General features: G+C 57.1%; 17 protein-coding genes, 1 tRNA gene and 1 rRNA gene. 17 read left to right on the forward strand and 2 right to left on the reverse strand.

The features are described from left to right. Positions 1-129 precede the first annotated feature (129 nt). The 15 genes from rrf to NML54_RS04935 all read left to right on the forward strand — a co-directional run bounded on the left by rrf (position 130) and on the right by NML54_RS04935 (position 11,729). Positions 130-246: ribosomal RNA gene (gene rrf, locus NML54_RS04870) — 5S ribosomal RNA — on the forward strand. 349 nt (positions 247-595) lie between these two features. After that, entirely contained in the window at positions 596-1,321 is a 726-nt protein-coding gene (locus NML54_RS04875; protein WP_254756252.1) for a DUF6891 domain-containing protein, read from the forward strand. 441 nt (positions 1,322-1,762) lie between these two features. Beyond that, the gene (locus NML54_RS04880) at positions 1,763-2,641 is read left to right on the forward strand and encodes a DsbA family protein (protein ID WP_254756254.1); all 879 of its coding nucleotides are present in this window, start codon (positions 1,763-1,765) and stop codon (positions 2,639-2,641) included. A gap of 229 nt (positions 2,642-2,870) precedes the next feature. Continuing rightward, positions 2,871-2,944, forward strand: a tRNA-Thr gene (locus tag NML54_RS04885). 125 nt (positions 2,945-3,069) lie between these two features. Further along, entirely contained in the window at positions 3,070-5,271 is a 2,202-nt protein-coding gene (locus tag NML54_RS04890; RefSeq protein ID WP_254756256.1) for an acyltransferase family protein, read from the forward strand. 67 nt (positions 5,272-5,338) lie between these two features. Beyond that, positions 5,339-5,506: a hypothetical protein gene (locus NML54_RS04895; protein WP_254756258.1), complete on the forward strand. Its 168-nt coding sequence runs from the start codon at positions 5,339-5,341 to the stop codon at positions 5,504-5,506. A gap of 2 nt (positions 5,507-5,508) precedes the next feature. Continuing rightward, positions 5,509-6,171, forward strand: coding sequence for a siderophore-interacting protein (locus NML54_RS04900; protein ID WP_254756260.1), 663 nt, complete (start codon positions 5,509-5,511; stop codon positions 6,169-6,171). A gap of 75 nt (positions 6,172-6,246) precedes the next feature. Then, positions 6,247-6,750: a siderophore-interacting protein gene (locus tag NML54_RS04905; RefSeq protein ID WP_254756262.1), complete on the forward strand. Its 504-nt coding sequence runs from the start codon at positions 6,247-6,249 to the stop codon at positions 6,748-6,750. 85 nt (positions 6,751-6,835) lie between these two features. Beyond that, positions 6,836-7,648, forward strand: a complete 813-nt coding sequence (locus NML54_RS04910; protein WP_254756264.1) for an SGNH/GDSL hydrolase family protein — start codon at positions 6,836-6,838, stop codon at positions 7,646-7,648. Between the two features lie 825 nt (positions 7,649-8,473). Beyond that, positions 8,474-8,710, forward strand: coding sequence for a 50S ribosomal protein L28 (rpmB, locus tag NML54_RS04915; protein WP_004005966.1), 237 nt, complete (start codon positions 8,474-8,476; stop codon positions 8,708-8,710). A gap of 3 nt (positions 8,711-8,713) precedes the next feature. Further along, entirely contained in the window at positions 8,714-8,884 is a 171-nt protein-coding gene (gene rpmG / locus NML54_RS04920) for a 50S ribosomal protein L33 (protein ID WP_004005967.1), read from the forward strand. A 2-nt stretch (positions 8,885-8,886) separates the two neighbouring features. Further along, entirely contained in the window at positions 8,887-9,192 is a 306-nt protein-coding gene (gene rpsN, locus NML54_RS04925; RefSeq protein WP_005506731.1) for a 30S ribosomal protein S14, read from the forward strand. Positions 9,193-9,281: 89 nt separating this feature from the next. Then, on the forward strand, positions 9,282-9,566 hold the full coding sequence (locus NML54_RS04930; RefSeq protein ID WP_005509029.1) for an HU family DNA-binding protein: 285 nt from the start codon (positions 9,282-9,284) through the stop codon (positions 9,564-9,566). A gap of 1,087 nt (positions 9,567-10,653) precedes the next feature. After that, positions 10,654-10,779 (forward strand): hypothetical protein, encoded by a 126-nt coding sequence (locus tag NML54_RS08855; RefSeq protein ID WP_256500236.1) that lies wholly within the window; start codon positions 10,654-10,656, stop codon positions 10,777-10,779. 380 nt (positions 10,780-11,159) lie between these two features. Then, positions 11,160-11,729 (forward strand): transcriptional regulator, encoded by a 570-nt coding sequence (locus NML54_RS04935; protein ID WP_254756266.1) that lies wholly within the window; start codon positions 11,160-11,162, stop codon positions 11,727-11,729. A gap of 164 nt (positions 11,730-11,893) precedes the next feature. On the opposite strand, the gene NML54_RS04940 is transcribed toward NML54_RS04935, so the two are convergent. Next, positions 11,894-13,132, reverse strand: coding sequence for an alpha-hydroxy acid oxidase (locus NML54_RS04940; protein WP_049340534.1), 1,239 nt, complete (start codon positions 13,130-13,132; stop codon positions 11,894-11,896). Between the two features lie 416 nt (positions 13,133-13,548). Here NML54_RS04940 and NML54_RS04945 point away from each other — a divergent pair, with 416 nt between their 5' ends. Next, on the forward strand, positions 13,549-15,513 hold the full coding sequence (locus tag NML54_RS04945; RefSeq protein ID WP_254756268.1) for an NHL domain-containing thioredoxin family protein: 1,965 nt from the start codon (positions 13,549-13,551) through the stop codon (positions 15,511-15,513). 363 nt (positions 15,514-15,876) lie between these two features. Here NML54_RS04945 and NML54_RS04950 read toward each other — a convergent pair whose 3' ends face one another. After that, entirely contained in the window at positions 15,877-16,854 is a 978-nt protein-coding gene (locus NML54_RS04950) for a hypothetical protein (RefSeq protein ID WP_254756270.1), read from the reverse strand. A gap of 63 nt (positions 16,855-16,917) precedes the next feature. Between NML54_RS04950 and NML54_RS04955 the strand changes: the two genes are divergently transcribed. Further along, positions 16,918-17,619 carry a hypothetical protein gene (locus tag NML54_RS04955; protein ID WP_254756272.1) on the forward strand — a complete coding sequence of 234 codons (702 nt, stop codon included), beginning with the start codon at positions 16,918-16,920 and terminating at the stop codon, positions 17,617-17,619. The last annotated feature ends 152 nt before the right edge of the window (positions 17,620-17,771 follow it).

Below are 17,771 nucleotides of genomic sequence, written 5' to 3' on the forward strand. Positions count from 1 at the left end.
GGCTTACTTTTTCGAGATGTTTGTTGTTTGCGTTCACTGTATGGTTTTTGGATAATAACCCTGGGCTTCCTTCGGGAGGCTGAGGCTTTTTATTCGGAAATTTTGAATAACGAAGTTATTCGCTAGATTTTCCGTGGTTATAGCAAGAGGGAAACGCCTGGTTCCATTCCGAACCCAGAAGCTAAGGCTCTTCGCGCCGATGGTACTGCACTTTTGAGGGTGTGGGAGAGTAGGTCACCGCGGGTTTTTTATTCAAGAGGGGAAGACCTTATAGGTCTTCCCCTCTTTTTGTGTACCCAAAAATTCCTAGAACGAAAACTCCTAGAACGAAAGACACCTAACTCAGCAAAGGTGCAGAGACTCTGAGACTCATAGATCCAGAAACTCAGAGACGCAGCAGAGAGGCAGAGGAACAGGGGCTGCAGCCTCACCAGATAGCGGGCCAACCTGATACAGAGGCAATGAGATGGGGAGTTCACAGATCCGCCTGAATGACGAAATAGAGGGCACGGCAGAGAAACTCTTGATACCTTAACAACAAGAGCAGTCCACATCTCTACCTCAACGAGTAGACAGCAAGCAAAGGAGCATCATCATGGCTGATGAGAAGAGCATCTACGAACGCTGGAGCGAAGAACGCCTCGACCCGCCCTTCCCCAAAGAATGGGGACTGGACGAAGAAGACAAAGCTGAACTGCTTTGGAGCCTTTGGCCCCTAATCTTCATGGGAGAACCTGACACTGACATGTACGTCGAAAGCATTATGGGTGCCCTCGACCTGGGATACGATGATGAAGAAGGCAAGCTCTGGGAAAAGCGCGCTGAAGAGTACACCGAAGAACTTATCAAGCGTCGTCGTGCCTTTGCTGTTGAGCTGGGCATTACCCCCGAAATGCAGAAGAACTCCAACCTTAACAGCGCCTTCGCAGCGCTGGAAGAAGAAGGAGTCATCGCACGACAGAACTTCACCTGCTGCGGTACCTGCGCCTCCGCAGAGATCTGGGATGAGATTGACGATAGCCGTGAATGGAAGGGATACATCTACTTCCACCAGCAGGACGCTGAAAGCCTTGCTGAGAGCGGCGGCACCTACGTAGGCTTTGGTTCCTTCCTTGCCTACCCCAGGGATGAAGAAAAATGGAATACCCTGAGGGATGCGCAGAAAGAAGAGATTAGTGCCCTTCACGAGAAACTCTCCGTACAGTTGCTGCGAGAGACGGTTATTCCCGTACTGGAGAAGCACGGTCTAAGCGTGAAGTGGAACGGCAATTACAACACCCGCCCCTATATCGACGGGGTAGAGGTCTATAACATTCCCTAACTGCTGGTGAGCTGAACCAGGTGGGTGCCTCGGCGCTATACTTGTGCGCTACTTGTGGCAGGGGAGAGGCGCCTCCCAATGCTACGAAAATTTACGAGGAAAATAAGCTGAGAGCGTGAGAACAGACACCACGATATCTCAGTCAGAGTATTAACTAGCCGATAAGGCACCCATTCGGTAGGCTAGACGGGTAGCGCGGTACGTCCACACTAGAGAAAAGACAGAACCTATCCACGTGATAGGAACTGATCGACATAGCTTTCAGCTGCCGCACGCGGCAGGAAGCTAGAGCTCTAGAATACCCTATAGGGGATAAGAATAACCTCGGGCCGGAAGAGCCTGGTCATCTGAAGCTTTGCTCGGATGGACGCTCACTCCAACCTGAGTAGGCTAGAAGAAGTGGACGAACCGCCACCCATATTCCCAACCAAAGGAGCAGGCATGTCGACCGACGCCCGCGAAAAAGCCCGCCAGATTGCGGCCCAGCAGGCCAAGAAGAGCCCCAGCCAGGCAAGCCGCCGCTGGCTCCAGTTTGGCGTACTCGCCGTGGTCCTCATCATTGTAGGTATCATCGGCTTCGTCGTAGTCAACGGCAACAAGAACACCAAGGTAGCAGAAAGTGGCCCGGTGCCCTCCAGCGCCAACGAATACGGTGGCATTGTGCTGACCAAGGACGGCATCGTCCAGAACTCCTCTACCCAGGAGACCCGCGACTTCAAGCAACTCGCAACCTCGACCTCCTCCGTGACCCCCAGGGTCAACGGAACCGCAGTAGCCGTCAACACCCTGCCCCCGGGCGTTCAGAGCGCTGAAGAGGCATCCAAGAACGGTCAGCCCGTTCGCGTGACCATCTTCCAGGACTACAAATGCGTGCACTGTGCAGAGTTCGAGAAGAAGTACGGTGAAGAAATCCAGAAGCTCGTCGAAGACGGCAACATCACCCTGGAAATCCGCAACCTGACCTTCCTGGATCGCACCTCGCCCACCGCATACTCCGCACGTAACGCGGCGGCAGCATACTCCGTGGCAAACCAGGTCAGCACCAGCGACTTCCTGAACTACCAGCGCGAGATCTTCACCCACCAGGGTAACGGCGACATGAACAACCAGCAGATTGCCGACATCGCTTCGAAGTACCACGCTTCCATCGGCTCCGATATGAACGATGGCAAGTGGCGCCCCTTCGTGGACGTAGTCAACGCTGAATCCGCAAAGAACGGCATTCAGGGTACCCCCACTGTCTTCGTTGATGGCGACCAGTACACCAGCAACGACTTCAGCACCTTCCTGAAGGAAAAGATCGAAGCTAAGAAGAAGTAACCTCTTCGATACGAAAACCCGGTAACCTCCACGTGAGGGTACCGGGTTTTACCATACACGGTGATGAGTACGAGGGGTGGGTGAGCAGCATACAGAGGTGGTGCTCATAAGGGGCAAAACGAAGGAAACGAACATACCATCACCCCATAATTTAGAAGTATTCTCAAATAAACCCTAAAAGAACAACTAAGCAGACTCAACCAAAAGAATAAGGTACACTGGACAGGTTGCCTCCTTAGCTCAGTTGGCCAGAGCATCTGTCTTGTAAACAGAGGGTCACCGGTTCGAATCCGGTAGGGGGCTCAGAAAAATCCTGGTTCGCACCAGCCTCATAGCAGAGGTGCGGGTCAGGATTTTATTGTACGAGTGTCCTGTAGTGTCTAAGGGGCCCGAACTAGCACATCGACATCCATCCTGAGGAACCGAGAATGTCTGAAACCTCCGGAACCCCGCAGGCCCCCGCCTCGCAGGGAACCTACACCACCGCACCGCGCAGCATAAAAGCACGCGAAGCCAGCGACTACCCCCCCCTCGAAGAATTCATCGAGTCGAGAGGGTTCCGCCCTGAAATTCAGGGCCTGCGCGCCTTCGCCGTGCTCCTCGTGGTGCTCTACCACGTCTGGTTCGGCAAAGTCTCCGGCGGTGTGGATGTCTTCCTCTTCATCTCCGCCTTCCTGCTCTCGCTCTCCTTCATGCGCAAGATCAACGAAGGTAAACCTCTCAACCTCCTCAACTACTGGCTGCACGTCTTCCAGCGACTGCTACCCGTAGCCACCGTGGTTATCGCGGGTACCACCATTGCGTCCTTCTTCGTGCTCGCGCCCAGTCGCTGGTCGCAAACCGTAACCGACGCAACGAGCTCCCTGGTCTACTTCCAGAACTGGAACCTCGCGTTCAGCTCCGTAGACTACTACGCCCAAAACGCCTCCGTGAAGTCACCCTTCCAGCACTTCTGGTCGCTCTCCATCCAGGGACAGATCTTCATCATCTGGCCCCTGCTCTTCGCCGCAGTAGCCTACGTCGTGCACCGATTTCGCGGGAACCTCTTCACCACCGCGGTATTTATCTTCAACACGGTGTTCGTCGCATCGCTGACCTTCTCCATTGTCGAAACCGACACCAACCAGGGATTCGCCTACTTCGACACCCGCACCCGCCTGTGGGAATTCGCCATCGGAACCCTGCTGGCAATGCTCACCCTCAAGTGGAAGGCACCCGAAAAGACTCGAGTAGTTATGGGCTGGGCCGGTATCATCGGCCTGGTCACCTGTGGCGCAATCCTGCCCGTGGAACGAGCGTTCCCCGGCTACCTGGCACTCTGGCCCGTGCTCTCCGGCGCGCTCGTCATCATGGCAGGCCGTACCAACAGCCGCTGGGGCATCGACCGACTGCTGGTCTCCGCGCCCCTGCAGAACCTCGGCAATATCTCCTACGCCCTGTACCTGGTACACTGGCCCATCCTCATTCTCTACAGCAGCGCCGTCGGCACCTCCCGCGTGAACTTCATCGAAGGTGCCATCATCATCCTGGCCTCCATCGGCCTGGCATGGCTGCTCATCCGCTTCGTCGAAAAGCCGCTGCGCTACCGTAAGGACCCCTTCGTACCCTGGCTCATGATGAAGATGCGCTTCAAGACCGTCTTCTCGGTCAAGACCTGGGCAGACCAGCTCGCCTTCATCCTCGCGATCTTCCTGGTCGCAGGCGTACCCCTGGTAGCCGCACAGACCTGGATCGGCTACCGCAACACCCAGTCCGAACACAACGCCGAACTGAAGGTACAGACCGCCAGCGAAAACTACCCCGGCGCTCACGCTATCGGCGGCGCCCAGCAGGGACTCATTGACAACCCCATTCCCTCCGGTGGTGACGTCAAAACCCAGTTTGACGGGCTGAGCGACCCCTGCGCCGGTGGCTTCGCGCCCTCCGACCTGGCACTCGCCAAGTACTGCAGCGTGCAGAAGTACGGCCCCGACGACGCACCGCTAACCATGGTCATCGGTAACTCCCACGCCGAACAGGCGCTGAGCATCTTCAAGCCCATCGCAGAACAGACCAAGAGCAACCTGCAGACCTACCTGTTCGGTGGCTGCCAGTACCCGGTCCGCGCCGTCAACGCCAGCAACGAATGCTCGGAATTCAACACCAAGATGACCGAGGAAATTCTCAAGCGTAAGCCGCAGACCGTGGTGCTCATCGCCACCGTTGCCCAGGCGCAATCGAACGACGAACGAGTCGACCCGAGCCTCGACGAGACGGTCCGCCGCCTCACCGAAGCAGGAGTCCAAGTCATTGGCCTGCGCGATAACCCGCGCTTCGAGTACAACATCTACGAGTGCGCTCAGAAGGCCAGCGCCGACAAGAGCTCCTGCGCACGACCCGCAAGTGACAAGTACGCTGCCGAAAACCCTGCAAAGGAAGTCTTCGACAAGTACCGTGACCAGGGCGCCGTGATGGTGGATCTGAAGGACGTGTACTGCCCGGATGACATGTGCAGTCCCGTGGTTGGAAACATCTACGTCTACTTCGACGACAACCATGTCTCCAAGACCTATGGCCGCACCATGGCTCAGGAAGTCTTCCAGCGTGCAGCGGAAGGCGGCTGGCTCGTCAACGGAAAAGTGAACTTCTAAAGTTCGCCAATATAGCGGATCCCCCGCGCTGAACCGTGCCGCCCGAGTCGCCGATTACCTCGTCGCGATGAAGGACGGCTCCATCGTCGCCCAAGGCGAAGCACACGAAGTGCTCACCCGCGAGAACCTGCACACCATTTTCGGCCTGAAAGCCGAGGTCGCGGACCCGTTTAACGACGGCAGCGTCGTGGTTGTTCCGCATCCTCGCTCAGCTATCGGACAGAAAAACGCCTAACTATGGTGATGCAAAATAAACAATCTCGTGTGCGTACTCATGGCGAGAATGCCTACGGTCTTTTTACCCTAGTGGTGAGCCGAGTGGAGCGATTGAGCCCTTCTTACATACGGGTGAGCTTGGTCGGTCCTGCGTTGCAGTACGCAGCGCGTCCTATAGCGCTGGGCGGGCTGAGCAACGGACTAGGTCGAGATGATACGGCTTTCTCCCACAGCATTGATGATGGTGAAAGCTACATCGGTGTTCTTGACGGATACATTAAACTGCTTATCCCACCGGCAGCTCAACGAGATGAACACGGACGAATCAGCGCGTTGCAGAAAAACTCTGTTCACATTGATCTTAACGACTCATGGCGGCAAGATTGGTTTGCCCAGCCTGAATCTCAGCGCGGCTGGATGCGCACCTACACGCTACGTGCTTTCCGTCTGCGCGTTCCTGTACAGGAAGTAGCAACCATATGCGCTGAACTTCCAACTCAGCCGGTAACTCCAGAAGGGCTGGCGGTCCTACCTCAGCGGTATACCTCTGCTACCGGAGTAGGGGAATATGCGCTTCCCGAGATTGATATAGATTTTGTGCTTCACACAGAGCCAGATGCTGATGGGATTGAACGTATGGGACCGGGGACTACCTGGGCTTCACTTGCCCAGGTAGGAGATTGAGTATCGATTCTCGCTCCGCTTGCAGGGCAACCCCTGTGGGCTTCGTGGTCGGATGCTGGCGCCCGCCGTATTGTTATGGCTGTGGATGAAACCGCGGTACCCGCCGCGCTTTCCATCCTTGCAGAATATGCGTTGGACGATAAGAAGCAAGAAGATGTTGAGATTCATCTTGTTGCAGAGGGGCCGCATGCGGCAGATAGCCTAGAAGCGCTTTGGGATGATGTTTACCCGATATTGCCACCCTTGCGAGAACTGGAATGGGTAAAGATACACTGGTGTGCTCGTGAGGATGCTCCTCGAGGGGAAGTACTGGCTACCGGGTTGCGGAGTTTGTTGAACCTTGAAGGTGTGCAGGTCCGCGAGAATCATGAGATTTCGCCTGAAAAGCTGGAGAACGTAGATAATGCTGAGATTGTGTGGAGCCTGGCAGATGACGAAAACCCGCAGATTTACGTGTTTATCGCGGGTGAATCGTCGATAGTTAAGAGGCTACGGCGTATCTGTGTCCAGGAGGCATCCATATCCAAAAATGATGTTTCATTCATGGGATACTGGAAAGCAGGACGCACCGAAAGCTAAGCGAAGAAGCCGGTACACCGCGCGGGTGTGCCGGCTTCTTCCATAGAAGGGTCATTCTCTACAGAGGCCCGGAAAGAAGAACATAATGACGACCCCGCTCCTAGACTCCAACGGCAAGCTTAACGGTGAATCAGTACGCTACGTGGCAATCGGTGACTCCTTCACCGAAGGCGTGGGCGACGTTGACCGCCGCCGCCCTAACAGCTTGCGCGGCTGGGCAGACCGCGTTGCCGAAGGTCTCGGTGCAGTAGACCCGCAGGCGCAGTACGCAAACCTCGCTATCCGCGGCCGCCTGCTCATTCCCATTCTCGATGAGCAGCTGCCGGTAGCCCTGGCGCTGAAGCCCAACCTCGTCACCTTCTACGGCGGCGGCAACGACATCATGCGACCCAACGTGGATATTGACCAGCTCCTGACCCACGTAGACGAAGCCTTCGCCACCCTGCGCGGCGAAGGAATCGAAGTGCTTACCGTAACCGGCCTGGATGTACAGGGCCAGGGCCCCTTCGCCCGTACTCGCGGCCGTACCGCAATCTACAATGAGCTACTGCGCGGTATCGCCGAAGATCACGGCGTGCACATTATCGACTACTGGCGCTGGAATGACTTCCTCGACTGGCGTCTGTGGGCTGACGATCGCCTGCACATGAACGACCTCGGCCACGAACGCTTCGCATCCCGCGTGCTGGCGCAGCTCGGCCTGCCTGGTGTGGTCACTGAATCGGTACTGCCCCCGGAGATGCAGCTGACCGCTCGCGAGAAGATTGAGCAGGAGGCACGCTGGGTCCGCGAGTTTGCCCTGCCGTGGATTGGCCGCCGTCTGAAGGGTACGAGCTCCGGCGACGGTGTTAGCCCCAAGTACCCGGAGTGGGTCCCCGCGGCAAGCCTTAAAAACTAACGCCCTTAAGAACTAATGCTGAGGGGGCGCACGTTACGGCGTAAAACTTATGCCGGGGGAGTGCCCTGTGCTGTATCTGTAGCGCATTTGTACCCGCATTTACGCCGTAACTGGAACGTTAAATCCGCCGTTACACGTACCGTTGCAAACCCTTAAACCGCCCTTTAAAACCGGGGTGGAAGCGTTAAAACGAGAGTTAAAAGCTCTTTAAACGCGTGTTTAAGCCTGTTTAATGGCCCCGCGCACACCGTAAGAATCGGTGGCGCGGGGCTGTTTAAGGCTTAAATCCGGCTTAAGCTGTTAATCTCACAACATGAATTTCACCGGTGTAATTTATCCCCGGTCACATAGAGAACATCTGTTCTTAAAAAGGTGCATTAACGCCTGACTAGGGGCGTTAAAGAATTCCTTAAAAACATCTGGACTTGCAAAAACACCCATTTTTGATAGAATGGATGGGTATGTTTGCTACTCGAAGGCAGGCGTGCATCCGCGAATCGAACGCTTCGCTTAAACGAGGCGCAATCGGCTCAGAACCCCGAGATTCCGCGGATTTTTAAGGCAAAATTCGGCGTGCAGGCTTGCACGAACCCCCGTATTTACCTAGAATTTAACGCTGTTCGTAGTGGTGGAAACGCCTCTCGACACTAATAAGCTTCACCGTTTTTCCCGCGGCGGGGATCGATGCGTGGCCTCTCACCCACGTGACGATCTCAAACACTCTAGCCCGGCGAATAACCCGGTGCTTCTACATTGGTGGCGGGACGCTCACGAGTAACATCGACTGCGTACCGTCATAAAAGTCAATCAATAAAGGAGTGAAACATGGCAGCAGTCTGCCAGGTGACCGGAGCTGTTCCCGGCTTTGGACACAGCATTTCGCACTCGCATCGCCGCAACAAGCGTCGATTCGACCCGAACGTTCAGAAGAAGACCTACTGGGTTCCTTCGCTGCGTCGTAAGGTAACCCTGAACGTGTCCGCTAAGGGCATCAAGGTTATCGATGCTCGTGGCATCGATGCCGTTGTTGCAGAAATCATCGCACGCGGGGAGAAGATCTAGTAAATGGCATCCAAGGCTAAGGACCTCCGTCCTATCATCAAGCTCAAGTCCACTGCTGGCACCGGTTACACCTACGTGACCCGTAAGAACCGCCGCAACAACCCCGACCGTATGGTGCTGAAGAAGTACGACCCCGTCGTTCGCAAGCACGTTGACTTCCGAGAGGAGCGCTAAGAATGGCTAAGAAGTCCAAGATCGCTCGCAACGAGCAGCGCAAGGTCATCGTCGCTCGCTACAACGAGAAGCGTATCGCGCTGAAGAAGACCCTGATCGACGAGAACGCTACCCCCGAGGAGCGCGAAGCAGCACGCGTGGCACTGCAGAAGCTGCCCCGCAACGCTTCCCCCGTTCGCGTGCGTAACCGCGACCAGATCGACGGCCGCCCCCGCGGTACCTTCCAGAAGTTCGGTATCTCCCGCGTGCGCTTCCGTGAGATGGCACACCGTGGCGAGCTGCCCGGTATCACCAAGTCCAGCTGGTAAATCTGGTATTTTAGTTCCTAAACGGTTTTCCGTCGCAAGACGGTCACTCGCTTTAGACTCAAATCTAAGTCTCTGGAAGGGGCACCCTAATGGCTAAGAACCGTACCGAACTCGTTGCAGAGGTTGCAGAGAAGTCTGGCAAGAGCCAGGCAACCGTCAACGCAGTCCTCGACGCAGTGTTCCAGGTTTTCGAGTCTTCCGTCTCCAAGGGCGAGAAGATCACCATCCCCGGTTGGATGGCAATCGAGCGCACCGACCGTGCAGCTCGTACCGGCCGTAACCCGCAGACCGGCGAAACTATCCAGATTCCCGCCGGTCACGGCGTGAAGCTGACCGCAGGCTCCAAGCTGAAGGCAGCAGTCGCTAAGAAGTAATTCTTGAGACTTTGAATCTGTCGGAAGACCCCCACTTTTATGGTGGGGGTCTTCTGTATTTCATAGGGTGTGTCTCGCATCTTTTGATGGAGTGCGTCGGAGTAGGAAGAGAGGATTGAAGGAGCGCTGTATTTTCTGGTTTTCCATATTTTTGTGGGGTTTCTCTTCAGCATTTTTGTGTTTCCGCCCGGGGTGTCCACAGAAAAATTAAGGAAAATTTATGCAAAATACATGAAAATTATGCATAATCTGAGTGTAGAATCAAGATTCTCTATTCTTTCTGGAAAAAATACTTATTCATAAATGTTGGGACACAGTTTAAACAGAGCTAACTAAAGCTCAATCCTAGAATCGCAGTCTAAGCTGGTGTTACGGCGAAAGATAAAACCCGTTGAGGATAGGTAACGGGGAGCCTTTCGGCCGGATCCATACACCACCGGAAAACCAGCTCTTCCGGGTAGTACATAAGAGAACCACCACATGGCACGACAGAATCAGAACGGCGCCAGCAACCACCGTAACTTCCGTACCGGTGTAGTAGTGCTCTCACTGGCAGCCTCGCAACTCTGGGCCTAAGTGCCTGTGGCTCCCAGAACGCCTCAAACACCGGTACCACAGCCACCTATAACAGAAGCCATCGTTAACGCCGGTAACGGTAAGGTGACCGTCAAAGCTAGCGAGGTTGCTAGCCACAGTCCCCCCGCAACCGCCAGCCAAGGTACCGTGACTGTCAGTGAAGGGAGCATAATCGTGAGCGGTGCTGACTGCACCGGCATCACCGCGGAAACAAACGGCAATATTACCGTCAATGGCGATTCGAAGGGGTCTGCCAAGGCTAATGAGAAGGCCGAAGAGAATTCCGGTAAATCCAATTCCGCTACGTCAAACTTCATCGTTAGCACCGCTACAGGTTACAGCCGTATTGAAATCGGCTCTGACGGTAGTTGGAGCTATCATGCACCCAACGGCGATATTATCGAGGTTGAATCTGACGGCTCCTGGACCCACCAGGACGCCGAAAGCCAGGTTTCCGTGCAGGCTGACGGCTTCCTGGAGCATCCAGACCAACGGTGGCGTACAGGCTACCGTGGATGCCTCCGGCGAGGTGACCTCCATTATGGGGGCCGAGAAGTCCGAGCTGCAGGCTCCCAAGGTCCCCACCAAACCCGCCAAGGCTAAGACCGAGGCTGTTCAGCCCGTTCAGCCCAAGTAACAGGACTAGCTACGATAGGTCATCTCCTCGGGTTTTTCTGACCCCGCGCTGACTGACAAAAGCGCCTCGTGCTTATCCCCCCCCCCAAAAAAAGGATAGGTGCGGGGCGCTTTTATGCGCTTTAAAATTGCCCGGGAAAGTACGGTAGTGGTAGTGGTGGGATACGGTGCTACCATGAGGTCAAGCCTTCCGGGTCCTCGAACTAAACAACCACACCACGGGGCACCCCGACAAACCTCGGGGTAGTATCAGAAAAGAGAAAACGCAGTGAAAAAACTATCGCTGTCCTGTCCCTGAGCCTTGCCGCAACCCTTGGCCTGGCCGCCTGCGGTAACACTGTTAAGGCACCGTCCGAAAGCCAAAGTGCGTCGGCATCCACCTTGGGTGGCGTATCGGTTTCCACGTCGGCCAGCGACTCCGCTTCGACCGCGAGCACCTCCTCTGAAGCGCCTGGAGAGCACGCACCTGACGATCACGCAAACTCCGAAGATGCTGCACCCGAGAGTAACGAGGGTGATGACTCCTCGCCTCAGACTGTTAAAAAGAACTATGAATCCCTGAAGAATGGCCTCGAAGAAGCCAAGAAGGATCCCTCAACGAAGAAGTCCACGAACACTGACGGTACTGTATATAGTGATCCCAACGGCGCCATCTCCATTGTTGAGGCTGCGAACGGCGACTATATTCTCATTAGGAATGACGGCGCTTGGATACGCGCCAGCCTCGATGGCTCGCTGAGCACCGTGGATGAGGACGGCACGTGGGGCACCATTAACCCGAATGGTGACATCGTGGCCGTTCAGGAGGACGGTACCGCCTCTCTTTTCAACTCCAAGACCGGCGCCAGCTCAACCAACTATGATTCCCTGGAGCTCCCCAAGCCTCCGGCCCCCGTGGGTGACTACTCCACTCAGCCGAAGGAAGGCGTGAAGCCGACCAATGTTGCCTAAGCTGGTTGCGGTAGCGATCTGGCGCATGCTTGACGTCGCCGGTTACCAGCGGCCATAAACGGCAGGAGAGCGAAAAGTAAATCCTTGTTGAAGGCGCCCCGCATGCATGCCCTAAGGATGCGCGCGGGGCGTCTTCAACTATTTCTTGTTCGGGGTGGAGAGGCTTAGATCTTCGGAATGGGTTGCAGGCGGCGCAATTGCGTCACATGCTTGGGTTCGAGTTCCTCAACGCAACTGACCTGTAGCAGGCGCATTGTGCGGCGCACCTCTTCCGAGAGGATCTCAATCGTGCGATCCACACCGCGGCGGCCACCCGCCATGAGTCCGTATAGGTAGGCGCGGCCAATCAGCGTGAACTTGGCGCCCAAGGCCAGCGAGGCCACCACATCCGCGCCGTTCATAATGCCGGTATCCACCATCACTTCGGTGTCCTTGCCGACTTCGCGAACCACTTCCGGGAGCAGGTGGAAGGGAACCGGAGCGCGGTCCAGCTGGCGGCCGCCGTGGTTCGACAATAGGATACCGTCCACGCCTAAATCAGCCAGCTTCTTGGAATCCTCCACGTTTTGCACGCCCTTAATGACAATCTTGCCGGGCCACAACTCGCGGATTTCCTTAAGATCCTCGTAATTGATGGACGGATCCATGGCGGCGTCCAGCAATTCGCCCACCGTGCCGCCTGTCGAGGAGAGTGAAGCGAACTCCAATTTGGGTGTGGTGAGGAAGTCATACCACCACCACGGGCGCGGAATCGCGTTCGCCACTGTCTTCAGCGAAAGCTGGGGCGGAATGGAGAAGCCGTTGCGCTTATCGCGCAGGCGCGCCCCCGCAATGGGTGTATCTACAGTGAAGAAGAGCGTATCGTAGCCAGCCTTTGCGGCGCGCTCGACCAGGCCGTAGGAAATCTCACGCTGACGCATCACGTACAGCTGGAACCACAAGCGGCCATTTGGGTTGACTCGGCGCACATCCTCAATGCTGGTTGTACCCAGGGTTGAGAGGGTGAAGGGGATGCCCGCCGCCCCCGCCGCGCCGGATCCGGCAATCTCGCCTTCGGTCTGCATGAGGCGTGTAAAGCCCGTGGGGGCGATACCGAAGGGTAGAGCGGAGGTGCCACCCAGCACCTTCGTGGTGGTGTCTACGGTGGAAACATCCGTCAGGATGCCCGGGTGGAACTCGACATCCTCGAAGGCCTGGCGGGCGCGGGTCATTGACAGTTCACCTTCCGCGGCGCCGTCCGTGTAGTCGAAAGCGGCGGCTGGTGTGCGGCGCTTTGCGATGCGGCGCAAATCGTAGATGGTCAGTGCGCTCTGTAGGCGGTTGCCTGCAAAGTCGAGGCTGGGCTTCTTGAATTGCATAAATTCAAGTAGTTCGCTGGGCTTGGGGAGCTGACGTTGCACCATGGGAGGCCTTTCTCTTGGGGAGGGCGCCGCCTGCAGGGCGGGCCTTGGGTGGGGGCGGGGTCATCGGCGAGTCCCGCAGAAGGGTGTCCGAAAAATCGCACCTTCCCAGTCTAAAAATTAAGGGTTGAGTTAATCAAGAGTTAGGGAAGGCTTAACTTATTAAGTTAAATATTTCGGGGGTGCCCCGGCGTATCGGTACCGGAGGGCAGGGCGAATGAATGAGATGCAATGATTTCCAAACCCGTGCATACCACTTTCGTACTCCTCAACTCACGCAAATATGACGTAATATGACGAGCCGTTACCTCCCGCGTTCACAATGCTCAACCCCCGGCGAACCCACCCCGCCACGCTGGCATAATAGGGACAGCAAACCAACGCGCCCACACACGGCGCACCCAACAGGAGAGAAAACCATGAGCGAGAACACCACCCGCAACGTACGCGTGCGCGCCAGCGAACTCGAAGGCCGAGCCTGGCTCAACACCGGCGACAAAAACCTCACCCTGCAGGACCTTCGCGGCAAAATCGTTATTCTCGACTTCTGGACCCTCTGCTGCATCAACTGCCTACACGTCCTCGACGAACTACGCCCCCTCGAAGAAGAATTCTCCGACGTACTCGTCACCGTCGGCGTACACAGCCCCAAATTCGAGCACGAAGCAGACCCCGTAGCGCTCGCCGCAGCCGTCGACCGCTACCACATCACCCACCCTGTACTCGACGACCCCGAACTGACCACCTGGCAGGCATACACCGCCCGCGCATGGCCCACCCTCGTCGTCGTCGACCCCGAAGGCTACATCGTCGCCCACCTCTCCGGCGAAGGCCACGTACAGGGCCTCACCTCCCTCGTACGCGAACTTGTTGCCGAACACGAGGCGAAGGGCACCCTACACCGCGGCGACGGCCCCTACGTACCCCGCCCCAAAGCAGCCGGCACCTACGCTTTCCCCGGCAAAGCCATCGAACTGCCCGCCGAATTCGGCCCCGCAAACCTCTTCGGCAACCGCGAACGCACCTACCTCGTCGCAGACAGCGCACGCCACCGCATCCTGCAGGTAGCAGCCGACCTCAACACCGTCATCAACACCTACGGTGGCGGCGACGACCCCATCAACCACCCCGTCAAGGGCCACGTCGACGGCACCGAAGCACGCTTCAATGAACCCGCCGGCCTCGCCCTCGTACCCGAAAACCTGCGCGAACAGCTCGGCTACGACGTGCTCGTCACCGACACCGTTAACCACCGCCTACGCTCCCTCAACCTGCGCACCGGCGAAGTACGCACCCTTGCAGGCAACGGCGTGCAGCGCGTCATCGACGGTGACAACGCCATCACCGGCGACCCCAACCGCATCCCCGCCGGCGTACCCGCCACCGAGATCGCGCTCTCCTCACCCTGGGACGCTGTTTACTCCCGCGAAGCCGGCCAGTTCATCATCGCCATGGCAGGCACCCACCAGCTCTTCGGCTACGAACCCGTCACCGGCACCGTCAGCATCTTCGCAGGCTCCGGCGTCGAAGGCCTCGCCGACGGCCCCGCCGCCGAAGCCTGGTTTGCCCAGCCCTCCGGCATCATCGAAGCACGCGACGGCAGCCTCTGGGTCGCATGCTCCGAAACCAGCGGCCTGCGCCACATCACCTTCACCGAGGACGGCGTACAGGTTACCTCCGCCGTCGGCAAGGGCCTGTTCGACTTCGGCTTTGTCGACGGTGACTCCGACACCGCCCGCATGCAGCACCCCCTTGGCCTGACCGAACTGCCAGACGGATCCATCGCAGTCGCCGACACCTACAACGGCGCCATCCGCCGCTGGGACCCCGCAACCGGTACCCTCGGCACCCTCGAACGCGGCCTCGACGAACCCTCCGACCTGCTCGTCGAAGAAGCACCCGGCGAAGAACCGCGCCTCATCATCGTCGAAACCAACGCGCACCAGCTCGTACGCGCCTCTATCCCCGCCAAGGCACAGCACGTCGACGAAGGCGCCATCACCACCGCACGCCCCTCCACCAAGCTCACCGGCGGCGCCCTCGAATTCACCTCACGATTCACCGTGCCCACCGGCCAGAAGCTCGACACCCGCTGGGGCGACCCCACCCAGCTGAAGATCTCATCCACCCCCGAGAACTTCATCTTGGAAGGTGCCGGCACCTCCATCGGACTGACCCGCACCCTCGTACTCAACCCCGAAATCACCGAGGCAGTCCTGCACATCACCGCACGCGCCGCCGCCTGCGACGGCACCCCCGACGGTGACATCCCCGAGCACGCAGCATGCCACCTCTACCAGCAGGACTGGGGTATTCCCGTCGTCGTGACCGGTGACGAGGCAGACGAAAGCGAACTCGTCCTGGACCTTCGCGGTATCAACTAGTCACCTAAATACATAAAACAGGAACCGGTACATATCCTCACTCCTACAGGGGAACCCGCCCTCGCTTTGCTTGGGCACCCTGATGTCGCTACGGATAGTATCGGTTCCTTGTTGTCTTCAGAATGTTTGTGGTTTCAGAGCGGCTGGTATGTGAAAGGGTCGGGTCATCCTCGCTCCTACAGGGGAACCCGCCCTCGCTTCGCTCGGACACCCTGATGTCGCTACAGATAACACCGGCCCTTTCTCGACCCATATAAGCCACGAGCCAGTATGCTCTTCGCTCCTACAGGGAACCCGCCCTCGCTTCGCTCGGGCACCCTGATGTAGCGTTCAGAGCATACAGGCTCTTGCCGCTCAGCAGTTTTAGAAGGAGACTCGGACCGCCTTTGCATCCGCCTCCACCGACGCCTTCAACGTAAACGGAATCTCCTTCTGCACCTGCGAACGCTCACCCGTATACAAATCCAACTGAGTAAACGACACCTTCGCCGTACCCGACATCGGCTTCAACGACCACACACCCGCCGAATTCACACTCACCTGCGGATCCGCAACCTTCACCACAGACCATTTCACCTCAGAATCCACACGACCCGTAAACGCATACTCAAAAGGGCACCCACTCGGATAAAGAGTGCTCTGCTGCGTACACTTCTTCAAATAATCCTGCACCTGCTCCTTCACCGACAACAACGCATTATCACTCGGCTTCAACTCCATACGCACCGCATGATTCGCATCCTGCGCAGTCACCACCTCATTCACCTTCTGCGCCGTATAAACCGTCGAATCATACGACACCGCATACACACCCGGATAAAACACCGGGAACAACGCCGCACCATCATCCACCGCAACCTTACGGTTATTAATCGTCGCAGCCTCCACACCCTGAATATTCACCTTCACCGACGGCAAAGACGCCTCATCAATAGCCCACTTATCAAAAAAGCCCCAATGCGTGCCCGAACGATGCAAACGAAAATCCGTATGCTGCTGCGAACCCTCCAAAATATAGGACGCCCGCACCGTCGCATGCTCACCATCCGCGCTAGTCTCCACCACCTCATACGACACCTCCCCCAACGAAGACACCGAACGCCTCAAAGCATCCCCATCCAACAAAGACACGTCACCCTCAGGAATCTGCGCACCCAACAAACCACGTGCATACGAACCATTACCCGTACGCAACGCATGAAAATACTCCCGCACCTGACCCGTCGGACCATACACCAGCTTATTCGTCATAACCAGCGCCGCAGCAGCCACAGAAACCGCCACCACAACACCAACTATCCACATTGCCAGAACCCGCTCCACGGGAGAAAAATTACGCATAGAACCAGAGTAACGCAGGTAGTCCGCTAGGTTTCACGCACCGCACACACTAAAGTTGTGTATATGGCAGAACGCGCTCACGAAGTCCCCGCCAAATACGGCGAAATCAACGAACTATTCCACCCCCGCATGCGCTCCTATGGCAGACGCATCGAAGCGGCACTCCCCGGCACCATCGTGCTCCTCGCTGCGCTTGCCTTCATCCTATACAAGCGACCCGCCCCGCCGTACACCATCCTCGTACTGCTCATCGGCACCATCGCAGGCGTAAACCTCTACTCAGTCCTCAAACCCACCATCATCGTCATCACCAAAACCCACGTGCTCCGCGCACGCACCTTCGGCTGGGTCGCCGTACCCCTCGAAAATATCGGCCACACCATCTACGCCGAAAAGCTCTACCCCAAAAAAGCCTACGGCCAGAAACTCAAAACCGTAGCCGGCCGCCTACGCTACCGCAGCTTCCCCGCCATGTGGGCCGTCGACAAAGACGGCAAACAGCTCATGCGCATCGACGGCCGCGTCTGGGACGGCAAAACCATGCGAGAAGTCTCCTCCAAACTCTCCGCCCAAACCACCATCTACAAACAAATCAACGTGGTCAACATGGACAAAGAACACAAGGGGCTTATCACCTTCAACGAACTGCACCCCGGCTGGCGCTCCAGCCTCATGACCACACTCGCCGTCATCATCGTGGCAATCCTCTTCGCCGCATCCTTCATGCCCGAAGAACTCGCACGCACCATCTACCTCATCCACTAGAACACCCGTTCTTCAACGGTGCTTCTTTTCGGATGCGCATCTTCAGGACGCTCAAAGGCCCGGCACCCACCCCAGATGGGGCAGGCGCCGGGCCATTTGTATGCCTAGCTCAAAACGCATTGCGCGTTAGCTCAAGACGTACTGCGCGCTAG

It is taken from the genome of Rothia gullae (assembly GCF_024294905.1).
Lineage (GTDB): Bacteria > Actinomycetota > Actinomycetes > Actinomycetales > Micrococcaceae > Rothia.

Coding starts and splice junctions, on each gene's coding strand:
- NML54_RS04955 (WP_254756272.1), top strand. CDS start 16,918: ATGGCAGAACGCGCTCACGAAGTCCCCGCCAAATACGGCGAAATCAAC.
- NML54_RS04875 (WP_254756252.1), top strand. CDS start 596: ATGGCTGATGAGAAGAGCATCTACGAACGCTGGAGCGAAGAACGCCTC.
- rpmG (WP_004005967.1), top strand. CDS start 8,714: ATGGCATCCAAGGCTAAGGACCTCCGTCCTATCATCAAGCTCAAGTCC.
- NML54_RS04930 (WP_005509029.1), top strand. CDS start 9,282: ATGGCTAAGAACCGTACCGAACTCGTTGCAGAGGTTGCAGAGAAGTCT.
- NML54_RS04900 (WP_254756260.1), top strand. CDS start 5,509: ATGGTGATGCAAAATAAACAATCTCGTGTGCGTACTCATGGCGAGAAT.
- rpmB (WP_004005966.1), top strand. CDS start 8,474: ATGGCAGCAGTCTGCCAGGTGACCGGAGCTGTTCCCGGCTTTGGACAC.
- NML54_RS04890 (WP_254756256.1), top strand. CDS start 3,070: ATGTCTGAAACCTCCGGAACCCCGCAGGCCCCCGCCTCGCAGGGAACC.
- NML54_RS04940 (WP_049340534.1), bottom strand. CDS start 13,132: ATGGTGCAACGTCAGCTCCCCAAGCCCAGCGAACTACTTGAATTTATG.
- NML54_RS04910 (WP_254756264.1), top strand. CDS start 6,836: ATGACGACCCCGCTCCTAGACTCCAACGGCAAGCTTAACGGTGAATCA.
- NML54_RS04945 (WP_254756268.1), top strand. CDS start 13,549: ATGAGCGAGAACACCACCCGCAACGTACGCGTGCGCGCCAGCGAACTC.
- NML54_RS04880 (WP_254756254.1), top strand. CDS start 1,763: ATGTCGACCGACGCCCGCGAAAAAGCCCGCCAGATTGCGGCCCAGCAG.
- NML54_RS04895 (WP_254756258.1), top strand. CDS start 5,339: ATGAAGGACGGCTCCATCGTCGCCCAAGGCGAAGCACACGAAGTGCTC.
- rpsN (WP_005506731.1), top strand. CDS start 8,887: ATGGCTAAGAAGTCCAAGATCGCTCGCAACGAGCAGCGCAAGGTCATC.
- NML54_RS04950 (WP_254756270.1), bottom strand. CDS start 16,854: ATGCGTAATTTTTCTCCCGTGGAGCGGGTTCTGGCAATGTGGATAGTT.
- NML54_RS04905 (WP_254756262.1), top strand. CDS start 6,247: ATGGCTGTGGATGAAACCGCGGTACCCGCCGCGCTTTCCATCCTTGCA.